This is a genomic window from Mycobacterium sp. TH-M116, from assembly GCF_057473685.1.
Window position 1 is genome coordinate 1 of the sequence record NZ_JBYCLC010000022.1, and the last position, 19179, is coordinate 19179.

Consider the following 19179-nt stretch of genomic DNA (forward strand, 5'->3'; position numbering starts at 1 on the left):
CGGCCGAAAACACCACCAACCCCCCACCAACACCCACTGGCACCCCGAAAAACTCCTCCACCACAAAAACAACGACAACGAAGACGACGGAAGCTGACCGCGCCCGCCAGCCCGTCAGCCCGTCAGCGTCGCCCGGATGCACACCGTGACGTACGGCAGCGCCAGTCCCGCCGAATTCGCCAGGGCCGGATGGGTGGTCAGCAACTCCCGCACCTCATCGAGTGTCCTGGTGCGGACCTCGGCCGGTGAGGTGATGCAGTAGCTGCGCGACGACACCAGATCGATCAACGCCTGCGGCGTCAGGTAATTCGTCCATTCCACGCGGCGGCGCTCCAGCGCGGTGAACGGTGCGGGCAGCGTCACGTCCAGCCGGTCGCCGTCGCCGTCGCTGCCGATGATGCGGCCCAGCTCGCGCACCCAACCGAGTCGTTCGTCGCGGGTGTTCCACACCAGGCCCAGCCGCCCACCGGGTCGCAGCACGCGGGCCGCCTCCGGTATCGCCCGGGCGGGATCCACCCAGTGCCATGCCTGGGCCACCAGCACGGCGTCAACACTGTTGTCGGGCAACGGAATCCCTTCCGCGGTACCCAACAGCGCCCGGGTTTGGGGCAGCGCGTCGCGCAACACCTCAAGCATGTCGGGGATCGGATCGACCGCCACCACGTCCAGACCGCGCTCGACCAGCCGGGTGGTCAACTTGCCCGTGCCCGCGCCCAGGTCGAGCACCTGGAGCCCACCGGCCGGCAACAGCCAGTCGATGGCCTCCGGTGGGTAGGACGGTCGGCCACGCTCGTATGCGGCGGCCGCCGAGCCGAACGACAGGGAGCGTTCCTGTCTCGAGCGGGTCACCGCCGGCACGCGCCTTCGCTCCCCCCTGACCGGGAGGCCAGGACGAGGGTCTTGCGGATCAACTCGCCGACCGCCTCGGACTCGACCAGGAAGCCGTCGTGCCCGCATCTGGAGTCGACGACCTGCAGGCCCGAGCAGCCCGGGAGTAGATCAGCCAACTCCTGCTGAAGGCGTAGCGGGTAGAGCCGGTCGGAGGTGATACCGCCGACCACGGCCGGCACCGGGCACCTGCGCAGAGCCTGGCGCACCCCGCCGCGACCGCGACCGATGTCGTGGCTGTTGAGCGCCTCGGTCAAGATCACGTAGCTGCCGGCGTCGAAGCGGGACAACAGCTTGTTGCCCTGATGCTCGAGGTAACTCTGCACGGCGTAACGGCCGCCGTGGAGCGGGTCCTCCTGTCCGGGATCGCCCTGGGCGTCGTTGGCGAACCGGGTGTCGAGCTCCATCTCGCCGCGGTAGGTCAGGTGCGCGAAACGGCGGGCGATCGTCAGCCCGTCCTCCGGTGTGCGTCCGCTGTCGTGGTAGTCGCCGCTCTGCCAGTTGGGGTCGGCCTTGATGGCCGCGATCTGAGTGGTCTGGGTGCCGATCTGGTCCGCGGTGGCGCGCGCGCCGACCGCCAGCAGCAGTCCCGCCCGGACCCGGTCGGGGTGACCGACCATCCACTCCAAAGCCCTTGCGCCGCCCATGGATCCACCGACAACGGCGGCGACCTCGTTGATGCCCAGCGCGGCCAGCGCGCAGATGTCGGCCTCGACCTGGTCGCGCACCGTGATCAGCGGAAACCGTGAACCCCAAGGCTTTCCGTCCCGGGCGCGCGAGCTGGGCCCGGTGGAGCCGCGGCAGCCGCCGAGCACGTTGGTGGCCACCGCGCACCAGCGATCGGTGTCGATCGGCGCACCCGGCCCGATCATGCCGTCCCACCAGCCGGGCGTGGGATGCCCGGGCCCGGCCGGCCCGCTGACGTGGGAGTCGCCGGTGAGCGCGTGCAGGACCACCACCACGTTGTCGCGCGTGGGGGAGAGCTCACCCCAGCGCTGGACGGCGATGCAGACGTCGTCGATCACCGCACCGCTTTCGGTGGTCAGCGCACCGATGTGGACGAAGCCGATCTCGCCCTCGGTGGGCAGCGTCTGGGTGGAGAACTCCGAGATCGTCATGTCAGCTCGCCTCAGCAGGCCGCCACCGCGTGCGGGTCGCCGCTGGACTGCGTCGATGGCCTCGTCCCACCGTATTTGCGGGCCGCGGCGAAACCCAGCTCGAGGTCGTCCAGGATGTCGTCGATGCCCTCGATGCCGACGGCCAGCCGCACCAGCCCAGGGCTGACGCCGGTGGACAGCTGCTCGGCCGGGCTCAGCTGGGCGTGGGTGGTCGACGCCGGGTGGATCACCAGCGAGCGCACGTCGCCGATGTTGGCGACGTGGCTGTGCAGCTTGAGCGCGTTGACGAACGCTTTACCGGCCTCGACGCCGCCGGCCAACTCGAACGAGAGGACCGCCCCGGTGCCTTTGGGCGCCAGCTTCTTTGCGCGCGCGTGCCACGGCGAGCCGGGCAGGCCCGCGTAGTTGACCGACAGCACGCCGTCATGGGCGGCCAGGAACTCGGCGACCCGCTGGGCGTTGGCGACGTGGCGCTCCATGCGCAGGCTCAGCGTCTCGATGCCCTGAGCGACCAGGAACGCGTTGAACGGCGAGGCGGCCGACCCGAGGTCGCGCAGCAGTTGCACGCGCGCCTTGAGCGCGAACGCCGGCGGCCCCAGCTCGGCGTACACCACGCCGTGGTAGCTCGGGTCGGGCGTGGTGAATCCGGGGAAGCGGCCCTGCGTCCAGTCGAACGTGCCGCCGTCGACGATGACGCCGGCGATCGCGGCGCCGTGTCCGCCCAGGTACTTGGTGGCCGAGTGCACCACGATGTCGGCGCCGTGGGCGAACGGCTGAATGAGGTAGGGCGTGGCGATGGTGTTGTCGACGATCAGTGGCACCCCGTTGGCGTGGGCGACCCCGGCGACGCCGGGGATGTCGAGCACGTCGATCTTGGGGTTGGAGATGGTCTCGCCGAAGAACGCCTTCGTGTTCGGCTTGGCCGCGGCCTGCCAGGAGTCCAGGTCGTCGGGGTCCGCGACGAAGGTGACCTCGATACCGAGCTTGGCCAGCGAGTAGTGCAGCAGGTTGTAGGTGCCGCCGTAGAGCCGCGGGCTCGCCACGATGTGGTCTCCGGCACACGCGACGTTCAATATGGCGAATGTCTCAGCAGCCTGCCCCGAGCTCAGGAACAGCGCCGCCACACCGCCTTCCAGGGCGGCGATGCGCTGTTCGACGACGTCGGTGGTCGGGTTGCCCAGCCGGGTGTAGATGTTGCCGGGCACCTCGAGGCCGAACAGTGCGGCGGCGTGCGCGGTGTCGTTGAAGGTGTAGGACGTGGTCTGGTAGATCGGCAGTGCACGGGCGTTGGTCGCCGAGTCGGGCCGCTGGCCGGCGTGGATCTGTTTCGTGTCGAAGGACCAGTGCGCGGTCGGATCGGCTTCATTGTTGGCGTCGTTAGCGCTGGTGCTGTTTTCGTTGCTCACGGATGGTTGCTTCCTGCTGGACATGGACGAATCGGGTATCGGGGACAGCCGCTGGCAACGTCACCACCGGTGACGTCAACCGGCGCGGCGGCCGGCTAACAACGACACGCGAGTCGACACGTACGCCGATCCGAAAGAGATGGCCGATCCGGATGAACCGGGTAGGTGATGCGCATCACGTTTCCCCTCTAGTCAGGGGTCCGTTGAGGCGGACCCGCGCTTGCCGCGCAGCCTGTGGCTACTAGACCTGGTCTTTCACCCGGGGCACCCCACCGCGGTTGGAGGGTTGCCGGCCAGCAAGCCGGGGCTTAGCGCTGGCGCTCATGACCGCTATGCAGCTTATCTCATACAGCCACGTGGATGCCAATAGGCCGGTCCGGTGGGCAGGTCAGCGCGCGGAACTGCGGGTCGACACCTGTCCAAACACCCTTGATAACGTGGCAGCCAGAACGCTCTAGCCCCATCAATCAATATCTGACCACGACGCCGGGAGATGGACCGTGTGCGCAGAACAGCCGACCATCGTCTACACGCTGACTGACGAAGCGCCGCTGCTGGCTACCTACGCGTTCCTGCCGATCGTGCGAGCCTTCGCCGAGCCGGCGGGCATCAAGATCGAGACGAGTGACATCTCGCTGGCCGCCCGGATCCTCGCCGAGTTCCCCGATCAACTGACCGAACAGCAGCGGGTGCCGGACGACCTGGCGGAACTGAGCGCGCTGACCAGGCTGCCCGACACCAACATCATCAAGTTGCCCAACATCAGCGCCTCGGTGCCCCAGCTGATCGCCGCCGTCAAGGAACTTCAGGGCAAGGGATTCAACATTCCGGACTTCCCGCAGAGCCCGAAGGCCGACGAGGAGAAGGAAATCCGCGCCCGCTACGGCAAATGCCTGGGCAGTGCGGTCAATCCACTACTGCGCCAAGGCAACTCGGACCGCCGCGCGCCCAAGGCCGTCAAGGAGTACGCGCGCAGGCACCCCCACAGCATGGGGGAGTGGTCACCGGCCTCGCGCACCCACGTCGCGACCATGCGCCACGGCGACTTCTACCACGGTGAGAAGTCGATGACGCTGGACCGCGCCCGCAACGTGAAGATGGTGCTTCAGACCAAGGGCGGGAAGACCCTCGAGCTCAAGGAGAAGGTCGAGCTCCGCGATGGCGACGTCATCGACAGCATGTTCATGAGCCGCAACGCCCTGGTCGAGTTCTACGAGGAACAGATGCGGGACGCCTATGAGACCGGCGTGATGTTCTCGCTCCACGTCAAGGCGACCATGATGAAGGTCTCGCATCCGATCGTCTTCGGCCACGCCGTGAAGGTCTTTTACCAGGACGCATTTGCCAAGCACCAGGAGCTCTTCGACGAACTCGGTGTCGATGTCAACAACGGGTTGGCCGATCTCTACAGCAAGATCGAGTCGCTGCCCGCGTCGCTGCATGAGGAGATCATCCGCGACCTGCACGCCTGCCACGAGCACCGCCCCGAGCTGGCGATGGTCGATTCGGCCAAGGGCATCACCAACTTTCATTCGCCCAGCGACGTGATCGTGGACGCGTCGATGCCTGCGATGATCCGTGCGGGCGGCAAGATGTGGGGCGCCGACGGGCGACAGAAGGACACCAAGGCCGTCAACCCCGAGTCGACCTTCTCCCGCATCTATCAAGAGATCATCAACTTCTGCAAGACCCACGGGCAGTTCGATCCGACGACGATGGGCACCGTGCCGAACGTCGGCCTGATGGCGCAGGAGGCCGAAGAGTACGGCTCGCACGACAAGACGTTCGAGGTTCCCGAAGACGGCGTCGCCAACATCGTCGACCTCGACACCGGGGAGGTCCTGCTCACCCAGAACGTCGAGGAAGGCGACATCTGGCGGATGCCTGTCGTCACGGACGAAGCGATCCGCGACTGGGTCAAGCTGGCCGTCACGCGCGCGCGAAACTCGGGCATGACGGTGGTGTTCTGGCTGGACACCGAGCGGCCGCACGAGGTAGAGCTGCGCAAGAAGGTCAAGGAGTACCTGAAGGAGCACGACACCGAGGGTCTCGAAATCCAGATCATGCCGCAGGTGTGGGCCATGCGCTACACGCTGGAGCGTGCGATGCGCGGGCGGGACACCATCGCCGCGACCGGAAACATCCTGCGCGACTACCTCACCGATCTGTTCCCGATCCTCGAGCTGGGCACCAGCGCCAAGATGCTGTCCATCGTGCCGCTGATGTCCGGAGGCGGAATGTACGAGACCGGGGCGGGCGGTTCGGCGCCGAAGCACGTCCACCAACTCGTCGAGGAAAATCATCTACGCTGGGATTCCCTCGGTGAGTTCCTGGCTCTGGGAGCGTGTTTCGAAGACATCGGGATCAAGACCGACAACGAGCGCGCCAAGGTCCTGGGTAAGACGTTGGACGTGGCGATCGGCAAGTTGTTGGAGAACAACAAGAGTCCGTCGCGCAAGACCGGCGAACTCGACAACCGCGGCAGCCAATTCTACCTGGCGTTCTACTGGGCCCAGCAACTCGCCGCGCAATCCGACGACGAAGAGTTGCGCGAGCATTTCGCGGCGCTGGCCGACGAGTTGAGCCGCGCCGAGGACGTCATCGTGGCCGAACTCGCGTACGCGCAGGGTGAGGCGGTCGACATCGGCGGCTACTATCGCCCGGACACCGAGAAGACGACTGCAGTGATGCGGCCGAGTAAAACATTCAATGAAGTGCTGGCCGCTTCGCAAGGCTGAGGGCCGCGAGAGAAAGTCGAACTCGATATGACAGGCGAATCCAAGATCAAGGTCAAAGGGCCGGTAGTAGAGCTCGACGGCGACGAGATGACTCGCGTCATCTGGAAGCTCATCAAGGACAGGCTGATCCTGCCGCACCTCGACATCAACCTGGATTACTACGACCTGGGCATCGAGCACCGGGACCGCACCAACGACCAGGTCACCATCGATGCCGCCTACGCGATCAAGAAGCACGGGGTGGGCGTCAAATGCGCGACCATCACTCCCGACGAGGCCCGCGTCTCCGAGTTCAACCTGAAGAAAATGTGGCTCTCCCCGAACGGGACCATTCGCAACATCCTGGGCGGCACCATCTTCCGCGAACCCATTGTGATTTCCAATGTGCCGCGGCTGGTGCCGGGCTGGACCAAGCCGATCGTGATCGGCCGCCACGCGTTCGGGGACCAGTACCGGGCCACCAACTTCAAGGTCGACAAGCCCGGCACCGTGACGCTGACGTTCACCCCCTCCGACGGCAGCCAGCCGATGGTGCACGAGGTGGTGACCATCCCCGAGGACGGCGGTGTCGTGATGGGGATGTACAACTTCAAGGACTCCATCCGGGACTTCGCGCGCGCCTCGTTGACCTACGGCCTGAACGCCAAGTGGCCGGTGTATCTGTCCACCAAGAACACCATCCTCAAGGCCTACGACGGCATGTTCAAGGACGAGTTCCAGCACATCTACGAAACCGAGTTCAAGGACAAGTTCGAAGCCGAGGGGCTCACCTACGAGCACCGGCTGATCGACGACATGGTCGCGGCGTGCCTGAAGTGGGAGGGCGGCTACGTCTGGGCCTGCAAGAACTACGACGGTGACGTCCAGTCCGACACCGTCGCGCAGGGCTACGGGTCGCTGGGGCTGATGACCTCGGTGCTGATGACCGCCGATGGCAAGACGGTGGAGGCCGAAGCGGCGCACGGCACGGTGACCCGGCACTTCCGGCAGTACCAGGCCGGCAAACCGACCTCCACCAACCCGATCGCGTCGATCTTCGCCTGGACGCGCGGTCTGCAGCACCGCGGCAAGCTCGACAACACACCGGAGGTGTGCGAGTTCGCGCAGACGGTCGAGGATGTCGTCATCGCCACGGTCGAGGGCGGCAAAATGACCAAGGACCTGGCCATTCTCATCGGTCCCGACCAGGAGTGGCAGCAGAGCGAGGAGTTCCTCGACTCGATCGCCGAGAACCTGGACAAGGAGCTGGCCAACTAGGCCTGGGCCTGTCGGCGGCCCGGGCCGGCGGCGCACTCCTCGAGGAAGCCGGTGATCACCCGGGCGACGCGGTCGGGCGCCTCGAACATCGGGATGTGGCCCACGCCGTCGAGCCGGGTGACCTTGTGCCCGTCGGGCAGGTGGGCGGTGAAGTGGCGGCTGAACCTGGGTGCGGGCACCACCCGGTCCTTCTCGCAGATCACCAGGTGCGCCGGCACGGCGTTCTCCGCGAGTTCCCGCAGCCCGTGCAGCAGCAGCGACTTGACGAGGAGCTGGAAGTAGGCGGGGCAGTGGGCGACGTCGTCGATGCAGCCCAGCAGTTGCTCCTCGCCGACCCCGTCGGGTGAGGCGCTGATCGCATAGGTGGCCAGCCGCCGGCTCAACGGCAGGCGCATCACGCGGGGTCCGAACAACCAGGCCAGCACCAGCAGCGGGATGCCCAGGACGAACTTGGCGATCACCTCGAACTTGTGCGGGCTCCACCGCGTCCAGCCTCCGGCGGGCGCGATGCCGGTGACGGTGCGCGCCCGACCGCGCCGCTCCAGTTCGAAGGCGACCCAGCCGCCCAGCGAGTTGCCGACGATGTGGGCGTCTTCCCAGCCCAGCTGGTCCATCTGCCGCTCGACATGATCGGCCAGCACCGCCGAGGACAAAAACCAGGTATCGGCCTTGGGTCCGCCGTTGTGGCCGGCCATCGTCGGTGCGAACACCTCGTAGCGGCCCGTGTCGGCCAGCCGCCTGGCCACGTCCTCCCACACCGCCTGCGACAGCAGGAACGGGTGCAAAAGTACGACCGGCTCCCTGGATCCGCCGGAACCCAGATGGATCGGTGGACGACTTCCCGTGCTGATCCCCATACCCGCCGACAGTAAAGGCGGTACCGCCGGTACCGCAACCGGGCGTCCGCGGGGTGCCGCCGGTGGCTGAGGGTGGCCGAGGGTGGCCGAGAGTGGCCGAGGGAGGCCGCCGGTGGCTGAGGGACGCCGAGGCCCCGCATGAAAAGATCTCAGACATCATGAGCACAGCCCCCGGACCCCGCCGGATTTTCTCCGGCGTACAGCCCACGTCCGACTCGCTTCACCTCGGCAACGCGCTGGGCGCCGTCACGCAGTGGGTCGCGCTGCAAGACGACCACCCGGACGAATACGACGCGTTCTTCTGCGTGGTGGACCTGCATGCCATCACCGTCGCGCAGGATCCCGAGGCGCTGCGCCGCCGCACCCTGGTCACCGCCGCCCAATACCTGGCGCTGGGCATCGACCCCGGCCGCAGCACCGTGTTCGTGCAAAGCCACGTGCCCGCCCACACCGAGCTGGCTTGGGTGCTGGGCTGCTTCACCGGCTTCGGGCAGGCGGCCCGGATGACGCAGTTCAAGGACAAGTCCGCACGCCAGGGCAGCGACTCGACCACCGTGGGCCTGTTCACCTACCCGGTGCTGCAGGCCGCCGACGTGCTGGCCTACGACACCGATCTGGTCCCGGTGGGTGAGGATCAGCGCCAGCACCTCGAGTTGGCGCGCGACGTCGCCCAGCGGTTCAACGCCCGCTTCCCGGACACCTTCGTGGTTCCCGACGTGCTGATCCCCAAGTCCACCGCCAAGATCTACGACCTGGCCGACCCCACGTCGAAGATGAGCAAGTCGGCGGTCACCGACGCCGGATTGATCAACCTGCTCGACGATCCGGCCAAGTCCGCCAAGAAGATCCGCTCGGCAGTGACCGACAGCGAGCGCGAGATCCGGTTCGACCCCGAGGCCAAGGCGGGCGTGTCCAACCTGCTGACCATCCAGTCGGCGGTCACCGGCGTCGGCGTCGGCACGCTGGTCGAGAACTACGCCGGCCGCGGCTACGGCGACCTGAAGAAGGACACCGCCGAGGCGGTCGTCGAGTTCGTCGGCCCGATCAAGGCCCGCGTCGACGAATTGCTGGCAGAGCGCAGCGAACTGGAGGCCGTCCTGGCGGCCGGAGCGCAGCGCGCCGCGGGGGTGGCGGGCAAAACGGTCCAGCGGGTCTACGATCGGCTGGGATTCCTTCCGCGACGGAGGTAGCGCGTTTCCTATGGGCGAACCGGGCAGGCCTGGACTCCTCGATCGGCTGCGGACCCGGCACCCCCGCTTCGACCACCTGATGCGGGCCTATCGGCGCTTCGACGACCGCAATGGCGGGTTCTTCGCCGCCGGCCTGACCTATTACACGGTTTTCGCGCTGTTCCCCTTGCTCATGGTCGGTTTCGCGGTCTTCGGGTTCGTGCTGGCCCGCCGACCTCAGCTGCTGGGTGCCATCGACGACCACATCCGGTCCCAGGTGTCCGGGCCGCTGGGTGACCAGTTGCTCGACCTGATGAACTCGGCGATCGACGCCCGGGCGTCCGTCGGCGTCATCGGCCTGGCCACGGCGCTCTGGGCGGGCCTGAGCTGGATATCGCATCTGCGTCAGGCGCTGACCGAGATGTGGTGGGAGCAGCGGCTCGGGTCGCCGGGCTTCGTGCGCAACAAACTGTCCGACCTGCTGGCACTGTTGGGCACGTTCGCGGTGACCACGGCCACCATCGGCGTCACCACCCTAGGGCACGCCGCGCCCCTGGACGCCGTTGTGAGATGGCTTGGCATACCGAGACTTGTGGTTTTCGACTGGTTGTTCTGGCTGATTTCCATCGTGATCTCGACGGCGGTGTCGTGGCTGTTGTTCACCTGGATGATTGCGCGCCTGCCACGCCAGAAGGTGGGCTTCGTCGACTCGGCCCTGTCGGGCTTGGCGGCGGCGATGGGCTTCGAACTGTTCAAACAGGCAGGGTCGGTCTATCTGAAGGTGGTCCTGCGCAGCCCGGCCGGCGCCACCTTCGGCCCGGTGCTGGGCCTGATGGTGTTCGCCTACATCACGGCCTATCTCGTCCTGTTCTGCACCGCCTGGGCGGCCACCGCGTCGACGGACCCGCGTTCCCGGCCCGTGTGTCCGCCCGCGCCCGCGATCATCTCCCCGCGGTTGCAGCGCGACGAGGGCCTGCGCACGCGCCAGACGGCGACCGCGATGGCGGTGGGGGCCGTCGGCGCGCTGGCCTTCTCCCGGTTGACCCGCCGACCGCGTCAACCGCGCTCGGGCATCCGCCAGCCGCCGCGGACCATGACGGCGACGACGTGCCAATCCCGATCCAGCACAACCAGATCGGCGTCGTAGCCGGTCCGCAGGACGCCGACGCGCGGCATGCCCAGGGTCCGCGCCGGTGTTGCGGCGGTCACCTGCACCGCTTCGGCCAGTCCGGAGCGCCCCGCCACCGTGCGAAAAAGCCGGTCCATGGTTGCGGTGCTCCCGGCGATCGTGTCCGACCCGCGGACCCGCGCTACCCCGGAGACCACCTCGACCGGTACCGCCCCGAGCCGGAAAGTGCCGTCGCCGCAACCGGCCGCCGCGATGGCGTCGGTCACGACGGCGACCCGCTCTGGCCCCACGGCGGTCAGCACCGCGTCCACGACGGCCGGATGCAGGTGCACGCCGTCGGCGATGAGCTCGACGGTCACGCCCGGGTCCCTCAGCAGAGCCAGCGCCGGTCCGGGCGCGCGGTGGTGCAGCGGCGGCATCGCGTTGAACAGATGCGTGCCGACCGTGGCGCCCAGGCCGATCGCGTGTCTGGTCTGCTCATAGGTGGCATCCGAATGCCCTATGGCCACAACGACACCCGCGTCGAGGAAACGCCGGATCGCCTCGTCGCCACCGGGCCGTTCGGGTGCCAGCGTGACCATCCGGATGGTGCCGGCGCCAGCGTCGAGGACGGCGTCGATTTCGGCGGGGTCCGGGTCACGCAGCTGGCTGCGGTCGTGCGCGCCGCACCGTGCCGCGCTCAGCCACGGACCCTCGAGGTGGATCCCCGCGACGGTGCTCCGCCGGGCGGCGTCGGCCAGCGCGTGGATACCGGCGAGCAGCTCCGCCGGTGCGGCGCTGACCAGGCTGGCCATTGTCGTGGTGGTGCCGTGCCGCAGGTGGAAAGCCGCGGCGTCGCCGATCTCCTGCGACACGGCGTAGGAAGCGCCGCCCCCGCCGTGTACGTGCATGTCGACAAACCCTGGCACCACCACCGAATCGGGGAGGTCGTCGTCGGGCGGGCGGGGCGGCGGACCGCTCCCGCACCCCAGAATCCGCCCGCCGGAGGTTTCCAGCCATCCGGGCCGGCGGATCCGCCCGTCGAGGACCATGGTTCCCGCACTGATCAGGGGCATGGGTTGTCCCAGCGTCCGCCGTTCTCCCAGAAATGCCGGATGTCCTCCAGCTGGCGGCCTTTGGTCTCCGGCGCATAGCGGTAGACGACACCGAACGCGACCACCGCCAGAACCGCGAACACCGCGAAAGACCCGGCGCCGCCGAGGGAGTGCAGCATGGTCAGGAAGACGGCGGCCACGATCGCGTTGGCCACCAGGTTCGAGGTCAGCATCGTGCTCGAACCGATGGACCGCAGCCGCGTCGGGAAGCTCTCACTGGCGTAGACCCAGCCCAGTGAGCCGAAACCCAGGGTGAATCCGACGATGAACAGCAGCACGCCGGCGAAGCCGAGAACCGCGCCGCCCACGCCCCGCCCGAACGCGACCATCAAGACGGCGTCGGCGGCGATCATCATCGCGATGCCGCACAACAGGATCGGGCGCCGGCCCAGCCGGTCGACCAGCAGCAGCGCCGTGAGCACGGCCCCCAGGCCGGCGACCTGAACCAGGGCCGGCAACCCCAGCAGCGCGAAATCGCCGGTGAACCCCATGGCCTCGAACAGCCGGGGGCTGTAGTAGACGATCCCGTTGATGCCGGTGATCTGGATCAGGAAGCCGAGCGCGACGACGAACAGGGTCGCCCGCAGATACGGCGCCCGCAGCATCTCGGCCATGCCGCCTGCGGTCCCCGCCGAGCCTTCGCCCACCGCGCGGCCGATCTCGGCGAGTTCGCCCTCGACGTCCGCGGCGGGCTGGACCCGCAGCAGCGCCGCGCGGGCGTCGTCGGTCCGGCCCTTCATCACGTACCACCGCGCGGTGTCGGGCATGCGGATCAGCAACGGCAGCAACAGCATTGCGGGCACCGCGGCCAGCCCCAGCATCCAGCGCCAGCTTTGGCTCCCGGCCAACAGGTACGCGGTGAGGTAGCCGACGATGAGCCCGCTGACGGTGGCCAGCTGGTAGGCGGTCAGCAGCGACCCGCGCACCGCCGCCGGAGCCGACTCCGCGACGTAGACCGGCACCACCACGATCGATACGCCGACGGTCAGACCAAGCAGGAACCGGGCCGTCAGCAGCATCGTCAGCGACACCGACAACGCACCGAGCACCGCGAACGCCGCGTAGGCTGCCACCAGCAGCACCACCGACCGCTTGCGCCCGATCGCGTTGGCCAGTACGCCGGCACCCAGCGCGCCGGCGATCTGGCCGATCACCGCCATGGTCGTCAACAGTTCCTGCTGTCGCGTCGTGAGCCCGAACTCGCCGGTGACGAACAGTTGGACGCCGGCGATGATGGACAGGTCGTAGCCGTAGACGACGCCGACGCTGGCGGCGGTCAACCCGACCCGCAGGCCCCCGCGCCGGGTGCTCAACGATGTTGCGGCCGGCGGTTCACCGACCGCGCCGCCAGGATCAGCCCGAAAACGACGATCGCGCCGATGACGCCCACCCCGACCCGCACCGGTACCGCGTCCGCCGTCGTCATGAACCCGGCGGCCTGCGCCCGGCCCGCGCGCTCGGCGGCAGCGTCGGGCCTGGCGGGCGCCAGCGCGGGGTCGGGCGCGATCAGCGAGCCGACCTGGGTGCCCGGCGGGGTGGCGAAGCCGTAGTCGAGCAGGTGCGCGGCCTGCTCCCACGGGGCGATGGGCTGCCGGGTTCCGTGCAGCAGCACCGCCACCAGCCGTCGTCCGTCGTGGTTGGCCGCGCCGACGAAGGTCTGACCGGCGTCGTCGGTGTAACCGGTCTTCCCGCCCAGCGCGCCGGGATAGTTGTAGAGCAGCTTGTTGTCGTTCTCCAACTCGTAACCGGGGTGGTCGTCGTGGCCGGGGAAGTCGAAGGTCTTGGTCGCGACGATGTCGGCGAAGACGGGGTTCTGCCAGGCGTAGCGATAGAACAGGCCGATGTCGTAGGCCGAGGTGCTCATGCCCGGGCCGTCCAGCCCGGAGGGCGTCGCCACCCGGGTGTCGCGGCCGCCGAGCTTGGCGGCCAGCACATTGATCTTCTCCAGCGCCTGCTGCATCCCGCCGAGCTGCATGGCCAGCGCGTGCGCGGCGTCGTTGCCCGAGTGCATCAGCAGCCCGTGCAGCAGCTGGTTGACCGTGTACACCCCGCCTTCGCTGACCCCGACCTTGGTGCCCTCGACGGCCGCGTCCTCGGCGGTGCCGGGGACCGGCTTGTTCTCGTCGAGTGTGTTGATGGCTACCATCGCGACCAGGACCTTGATGACGCTGGCCGGGCGGTGCCGCGCGTGCGGGTCCTTGGCGGCGATGACCGCACCGCTGTCGAGATCGGCCACCAGCCAGGCGTCCGCGGAGACGTCGGTGGGCAGCAGCGGCGTGTCGGGCGCGATCACGACGCCGCAGCTGCCGAGCGCCTCGCCGCCGACCGGCTTCGGGGGCACCGCCAGTGGCATCGGTGGGTCGCCGGCCTGGGGGACTTCCGACGAGTCCACCGCGGGCGGGGTGGACACCTTGTACGGGCAGTTCGGCCCCGCGTCGCGCAGGGGTTCGGCGCTCACCGCGGGCGCACCCAGGGCGGCCGGGGCCGCCATCATGAAGATCGCCGCTACCAGGCACGACGCACAACGTATAACCCTCATCGTCTGTGCAGACTAGGCGATCGGGCGGCCGATCCCCGGGAGCCGCGCTGTGACTAGTGGGACAGAAGTTACTCGCTAGAGCCGCTTGCCGGCCTCCGTCAGCACGTCGCGCAGGATCGACTCGATCGCGTCGAACTCGGCCTGACCGCTGATCAGCGGCGGCGCCAGTTGGATGACGGGGTCGCCGCGGTCGTCGGCGCGGCAGTACAGGCCCGCCTCGAACAGCGCCGGAGACAGGTAGCCGTGCAGCAGCCGCTCGCAGTCGGCGTCGCTGAAGGTCTCCTTGGTCGCCTTGTCCTTGACCAGTTCGATGCCGTAGAAGTAGCCCTCGCCGCGCACATCGCCGACGATGGGCAGGTCGTACAGCTTCTCCAAGGTGGTGCGGAAGGCCGGCGCGTGGTGCCTGACCCGGTCGTTGAGCCCCTCGCGTTCGAAGATGTCCAGGTTGGCCAGCCCCACTGCAGCCGACACCGGGTGCCCCCCGAACGTATAGCCGTGCGGGAAGACGGTTTTGCCGTCGTTGAACGGCTCGAATAGTTTCTCACCGGCGATCATCGCGCCGAGCGGCGAGTAGCCCGACGTCATGCCCTTGGCGCAGGTGATCATGTCGGGCACGTAGCCGAAGTCGTCACAGGCGAACATCGACCCGATCCGGCCGAACGCGCAGATCACCTCGTCGGACACCAGCAGCACGTCGTAGTCGTCGCAGATCTCGCGCACCCGTTCGAAATACCCCGGGGGCGGCGGGATCGCGCCCCCCGCGTTCTGCACGGGCTCCAGGAACACCGCGGCGACGGTGTCGGGCCCCTCGAACTCGATCGCCTCGCCGATCCTGTCGGCGGCCCACCGCCCGAAGTCCTTGGCGTCGTTGGCAAATGGCTCGGGTGCGCGGTAGAAGTTCGTGTTGGGCACCCGGAACCCCCCGGGTGCCACGGGCTCGAACGGCGCCTTGTACGCCGGCAGGCCGGTGATGGCCAGCGCGCCGTGGGTGGTGCCGTGGTAGGCGATCGAGCGCGAGATCACCTTGTGCTTTCCGGGTTTGCCGGTGAGCTTGAAGTACTGCTTGGCCAGCTTCCACGCGGTTTCGACGGCCTCGGTGCCGCCGGTGGTGAAGAACACGCGGTTCAGATCGCCCGGAGCGTGGTGGGCGAGGCGCTCGGCGAGCTCGATCGCGGCCGGGTGCGCGTAGCCCCAGAGCGGGAAGAACGCCAGCTTCTGCGCCTGGTGGGCGGCGGCCTCGGCGAGTTCGGTGCGCCCATGGCCGACCTGCACCACGAACAGCCCGGACAGCGCGTCCAGGTAGCTTTTGCCGCGGTCGTCGTAGATGGTGACGCCCTCGCCGCGGGTGATGATCGGATGCGTGACGTCCGGGCCGTGCCGGGCGAAATGCAGCCAAAGGTGATCCGTCATCTCGCCCGCGAGCCTAGCGGTAGGCGCCGGCCGTGACCTGAGTGCGGGGGGTGGGGGGCAATTCGAGGCGCCCCCGGCGCGCGTGACAACGCCGAGCGTCACGCCAGCGTGGCGTTCGGCGCCCACCGCCACGCTGGCGTGACGCTCGGCGCGAAGGGGCAAGCTCAGCGCGAAGGGGCAAGCTCGGCGCGCAGGGGCAAGCTCGGCGCGAAGGGGCAAGCTCAGCGCGAGAACATCAGCGCGCGCTTGACCTCCTGGATGGCCTTGGTGACCTCGATGCCGCGTGGGCAGGCCTCGGTGCAGTTGAACGTGGTGCGGCAGCGCCACACACCGTCGACCTCGTTGAGGATGTCGAGGCGTTCGGCGGTGGCCTCGTCGCGGCTGTCGAAGATGAACCGGTGCGCGTTGACGATCGCGGCGGGGCCGTAGTAGCTGCCCTCGTGCCAGAACACCGGGCAGCTGGTGGTGCAGGCCGCACACAGGATGCACTTGGTGGTGTCGTCGTAGCGGGCGCGGTCGGCCGGGCTCTGGATGCGTTCCCGCGTCGGGGGATTGCCGGTGGTGACCAGGTACGGCTTCACCGCCCGGTAGGCGTCGAAGAACGGTTCCATGTCGACCACGAGGTCCTTTTCCACCGGCAGCCCACGGATCGGCTCGACGGTGACGGTCAGCCCCTTTCCGGGCTTCCTCGGCTTGTCCCCCAGCAGGTCGCGCATCAGCACCTTGCAGGCCAACCGGTTGACGCCGTTGACACGCATCGCGTCCGAGCCGCACACCCCGTGCCCGCAAGAGCGCCGGAAGGTCAGCGTCCCGTCCAGGTAGCTCTTGATGTAGATCAGCAAGTTCAGCAGCCGGTCACTGGGCAGGCAGGGCACCCGGAAGCTCTGCCAGCCAGCCGTTTCGGTGAACGCGTCGGGCTGGTCGGGGTTGAACCGGGCGATCTTGACCGTCACGAGCACCGCGCCCTCGGGGACCGGCGGCAGTGGCAGCTGCGAGGTCGGCTCGGCGTCTGCTGCCATCAGTACTTCCGTTCCTTGGGTTCGTAGCGGGTCTGCACGACGGGCTTGAAGTCCAGCGTGATGTCGGACAGCAGGTCGGTGCCCTGTTTATCGGCCCCGATTTCACCCCCGATGTCCTTGTAGGCCATCGTGTGGCGCATGTAGTTGGCGTCGTCGCGGTTGGGGTAATCCTGGCGGGCGTGCCCGCCGCGGGACTCCTTGCGGTTCAGCGCGCCGGCCACGGTGACCTCGGCGAGCTCCAGCAGGAAACCCAGCTCGATGGCCTCCAGCAAGTCGCTGTTGAACCTTTTACCCCTGTCGTGCAGGGAGATTCGAGAATACCGCTCCTTGAGGGCGTGGATGTCGGTCAGCGCCTGCTTCAGCGTATCCTCGGTGCGGAACACCGCGGCGTTGTTGTCCATCGTCTGCTGCAGGGCCCCGCGAATGTCGGCGACGCGCTCGCTGCCCCGCTCGGAGAGGATGTCGCGCACCCAGCCGACGACCATCGCCTCGGGGTTCGGCGGCATGTCGACGAAGCCGTGGTCGCGCGCGTAAGCGGCCGCGGCGATGCCGGCCCGGCGCCCGAACACGTTGATGTCCAGCAGCGAGTTGGTGCCCAGCCGGTTGGCGCCGTGCACCGACACGCACGCGCACTCCCCGGCCGCGTACAGCCCCGGGACGGTGGATGCGTTGTCCCGCAACACCTGTCCGGTGACCGTCGTCGGGATGCCGCCCATCACGTAGTGGCACGTCGGGTAGACCGGGATGGGCTCGTGCACCGGGTCCACGCCCAGGTAGGTGCGGGCGAACTCGGTGACGTCGGGCAGCTTGGCATTGAGCACGTCCTCGCCGAGGTGGCGCACGTCGAGGTAGACGTAGTCCTTGTGCGGGCCGGCGCCGCGGCCCTCCAGGACCTCCAGCACCATCGAGCGGGCGACGATGTCGCGCGGCGCCAGGTCGACGATCGTGGGGGCGTAGCGCTCCATGAAGCGCTCGCCCTCGCCGTTGAGCAGCCGGCCCCCCTCGCCGCGTACGGCCTCGGAGATCAGGATGCCCAGGCCGGCCAGGCCGGTCGGATGAAACTGGTGAAACTCCATGTCCTCCAAGGGAAGTCCCTTGCGGAACACGATCCCGATGCCGTCACCGGTCAGCGTGTGCGCATTCGAGGTGGTCTTGTACATCCGGCCCGACCCGCCGGTGGCGATCACCACGGCCTTGGCACCGAAGACGTGGATCTGTCCGGTCGCCAGCTCGTAGGCGACCACGCCGGTGGCCACCGGGCCGCCCGGGGTCTGGGTGAGAACGAGGTCGAGTGCGTAGAACTCGTTGAAGAACTGCACGTCGTGGCGGACGCAGTTCTGGTAGAGCGTCTGCAGGATCATGTGGCCGGTCCGGTCGGCGGCGTAGCACGCGCGGCGCACCGGGGCCTTGCCGTGCTCGCGGGTGTGCCCGCCGAAGCGGCGCTGGTCGATGCGGCCCTCGGGGGTGCGGTTGAACGGCATCCCCATCTTCTCCAGGTCGAGCACCGCGTCGATGGCTTCGCGGCACATGATCTCCACGGCGTCCTGGTCGGCGAGGTAGTCGCCGCCCTTGACGGTGTCGAACGTGTGCCACTCCCAGTTGTCGTCCTCGACATTGGCCAGCGCCGCGCACATGCCGCCCTGCGCGGCGCCGGTGTGGCTGCGGGTCGGGTACAGCTTGGTCAGCACCGCGGTGCGCACGCGCGGACCCGCCTCCACGGCCGCCCGCATCCCGGCACCGCCGGCGCCGACGATCACCACGTCGTATCGGTGTTGGGAGATCACGCCTGCCCTCTCAAATTTTGACCCTCTCAGATGTTGGGGTCGAAGGTCAGCAGCACGTAGGTGCCAAGCACCAGCGTGAACAGCATCGACACCGCCAGCAGCGAGTTCAGCCAGAACCGGGTTCCGTCCTTGCGGCTGTAGTCGTCGATGATGACGCGCAGGCCGTTGCCGCCGTGCAGCTGCGCCAGCCACAGCAGCAGCAGGTCCCACGTCTGCCAGAACGGCGACCCCCAGCGCTGCGCCACATAGTTGAAGTCGATGCGGTACACCCCGTCGTCCCACATCAGCATCACGAACAGGTGCCCGATCGCCAGGAACACCAGCGCGATACCGGAGAACCTCATGAACAGCCACGCGTATTTCTCGAAGTTTCCGACGCCGGGGCGCCGCCGCGGGGCGCGCGGGTTGTCCAGGCCGGCGGGGCGGCTCATCGGGGTTGCGTCATCATGTGGATGCCCATCACCACCCCGGCCGGGACGATGAGCAGCAGGAAGACGACGCCGACGACCCACAGCATCAGTCTCTGGTGGCGCGTCCCCTCGGACCAGAAGTCGATCAGGATGACCCGGATCCCGTTGAGCGCGTGGTACAGCACGGCGGCGACCAGTCCGAACTCCATCAGGCCCACGACCGGCGTCTTGTAGCTCGCGACCATCTCGTCGTAGGCCTGCGGGGCCACCCGCACCAGTGCGGTGTCCAGGACGTGGACGAACAGGAAGAAGAAGATCGTTGCGCCGCTGATGCGATGCAGCACCCACGACCACATGCCGG

General features: G+C 68.1%; 14 protein-coding genes, 2 pseudogenes and 1 riboswitch. Of the genes and pseudogenes, 4 read left to right on the forward strand and 12 right to left on the reverse strand.

All coding sequences use genetic code 11. The features are described 5' to 3' along the window. Positions 1-114 precede the first annotated feature (114 nt). Genes AC2VOK_RS00715 through AC2VOK_RS00725 form a run of 3 tightly spaced genes read right to left on the reverse strand, consistent with a single transcriptional unit; the run spans position 115 to position 3412 of the window. Complete coding sequence (locus AC2VOK_RS00715) at positions 115-849, reverse strand: class I SAM-dependent methyltransferase (protein WP_428898760.1); 735 nt, start codon at positions 847-849, stop codon at positions 115-117. Next, on the reverse strand, positions 846-2006 hold the full coding sequence (gene metX, locus AC2VOK_RS00720; protein WP_428898761.1) for a homoserine O-acetyltransferase MetX: 1161 nt from the start codon (positions 2004-2006) through the stop codon (positions 846-848). Before metX ends, AC2VOK_RS00715 begins: the two co-directional genes overlap by 4 nt. A gap of 11 nt (positions 2007-2017) precedes the next feature. Beyond that, complete coding sequence (locus AC2VOK_RS00725) at positions 2018-3412, reverse strand: bifunctional o-acetylhomoserine/o-acetylserine sulfhydrylase (protein ID WP_428898762.1); 1395 nt, start codon at positions 3410-3412, stop codon at positions 2018-2020. 211 nt (positions 3413-3623) lie between these two features. Next, positions 3624-3741: riboswitch (SAM riboswitch) on the reverse strand. 171 nt (positions 3742-3912) lie between these two features. Between AC2VOK_RS00725 and AC2VOK_RS00730 the strand changes: the two genes are divergently transcribed. After that, complete coding sequence (locus tag AC2VOK_RS00730; RefSeq protein WP_428898763.1) at positions 3913-6150, forward strand: NADP-dependent isocitrate dehydrogenase; 2238 nt, start codon at positions 3913-3915, stop codon at positions 6148-6150. Positions 6151-6177: 27 nt separating this feature from the next. Next, entirely contained in the window at positions 6178-7407 is a 1230-nt protein-coding gene (locus AC2VOK_RS00735; protein WP_428898764.1) for an NADP-dependent isocitrate dehydrogenase, read from the forward strand. On the opposite strand, the gene AC2VOK_RS00740 is transcribed toward AC2VOK_RS00735, so the two are convergent. Next, positions 7404-8264, reverse strand: a complete 861-nt coding sequence (locus AC2VOK_RS00740) for an alpha/beta fold hydrolase (protein WP_428898765.1) — start codon at positions 8262-8264, stop codon at positions 7404-7406. The two genes, AC2VOK_RS00735 and AC2VOK_RS00740, sit on opposite strands and share 4 nt — an antisense overlap. 158 nt (positions 8265-8422) lie before the next feature. Here AC2VOK_RS00740 and trpS point away from each other — a divergent pair, with 158 nt between their 5' ends. Both trpS and yhjD read left to right on the forward strand, forming a co-directional pair. After that, positions 8423-9454: a tryptophan--tRNA ligase gene (gene trpS, locus AC2VOK_RS00745; RefSeq protein WP_428898766.1), complete on the forward strand. Its 1032-nt coding sequence runs from the start codon at positions 8423-8425 to the stop codon at positions 9452-9454. A 10-nt stretch (positions 9455-9464) separates the two neighbouring features. Further along, a pseudogene (yhjD, locus tag AC2VOK_RS00750) lies at positions 9465-10490 on the forward strand (inner membrane protein YhjD); the annotation flags it as partial. Here the strand turns inward: yhjD and nagA are convergent. From nagA to sdhC, 8 genes and pseudogenes are all read right to left on the reverse strand, one after another. After that, positions 10490-11617: an N-acetylglucosamine-6-phosphate deacetylase gene (gene nagA / locus AC2VOK_RS00755; protein ID WP_428898767.1), complete on the reverse strand. Its 1128-nt coding sequence runs from the start codon at positions 11615-11617 to the stop codon at positions 10490-10492. The pseudogene yhjD and the gene nagA sit on opposite strands and share 1 nt — an antisense overlap. Next, complete coding sequence (locus tag AC2VOK_RS00760) at positions 11608-12969, reverse strand: sugar porter family MFS transporter (protein WP_428898768.1); 1362 nt, start codon at positions 12967-12969, stop codon at positions 11608-11610. Before AC2VOK_RS00760 ends, nagA begins: the two co-directional genes overlap by 10 nt. Then, complete coding sequence (gene dacB1 / locus AC2VOK_RS00765; RefSeq protein ID WP_428898769.1) at positions 12966-14195, reverse strand: D-alanyl-D-alanine carboxypeptidase DacB1; 1230 nt, start codon at positions 14193-14195, stop codon at positions 12966-12968. Before dacB1 ends, AC2VOK_RS00760 begins: the two co-directional genes overlap by 4 nt. 75 nt (positions 14196-14270) lie before the next feature. Further along, a pseudogene (locus AC2VOK_RS00770) lies at positions 14271-15641 on the reverse strand (aspartate aminotransferase family protein); the annotation flags it as partial. A 185-nt stretch (positions 15642-15826) separates the two neighbouring features. Then, positions 15827-16624: a succinate dehydrogenase iron-sulfur subunit gene (locus AC2VOK_RS00775; protein ID WP_428898770.1), complete on the reverse strand. Its 798-nt coding sequence runs from the start codon at positions 16622-16624 to the stop codon at positions 15827-15829. Further along, positions 16624-18408, reverse strand: a complete 1785-nt coding sequence (gene sdhA / locus AC2VOK_RS00780; RefSeq protein WP_428898771.1) for a succinate dehydrogenase flavoprotein subunit — start codon at positions 18406-18408, stop codon at positions 16624-16626. Before sdhA ends, AC2VOK_RS00775 begins: the two co-directional genes overlap by 1 nt. Positions 18409-18434: 26 nt before the next feature. Then, positions 18435-18839: a succinate dehydrogenase hydrophobic membrane anchor subunit gene (locus AC2VOK_RS00785; RefSeq protein WP_428898772.1), complete on the reverse strand. Its 405-nt coding sequence runs from the start codon at positions 18837-18839 to the stop codon at positions 18435-18437. Further along, positions 18836-19174: a succinate dehydrogenase, cytochrome b556 subunit gene (gene sdhC, locus AC2VOK_RS00790; RefSeq protein WP_428898780.1), complete on the reverse strand. Its 339-nt coding sequence runs from the start codon at positions 19172-19174 to the stop codon at positions 18836-18838. Before sdhC ends, AC2VOK_RS00785 begins: the two co-directional genes overlap by 4 nt. Between the last annotated feature and the right edge of the window lie 5 nt (positions 19175-19179).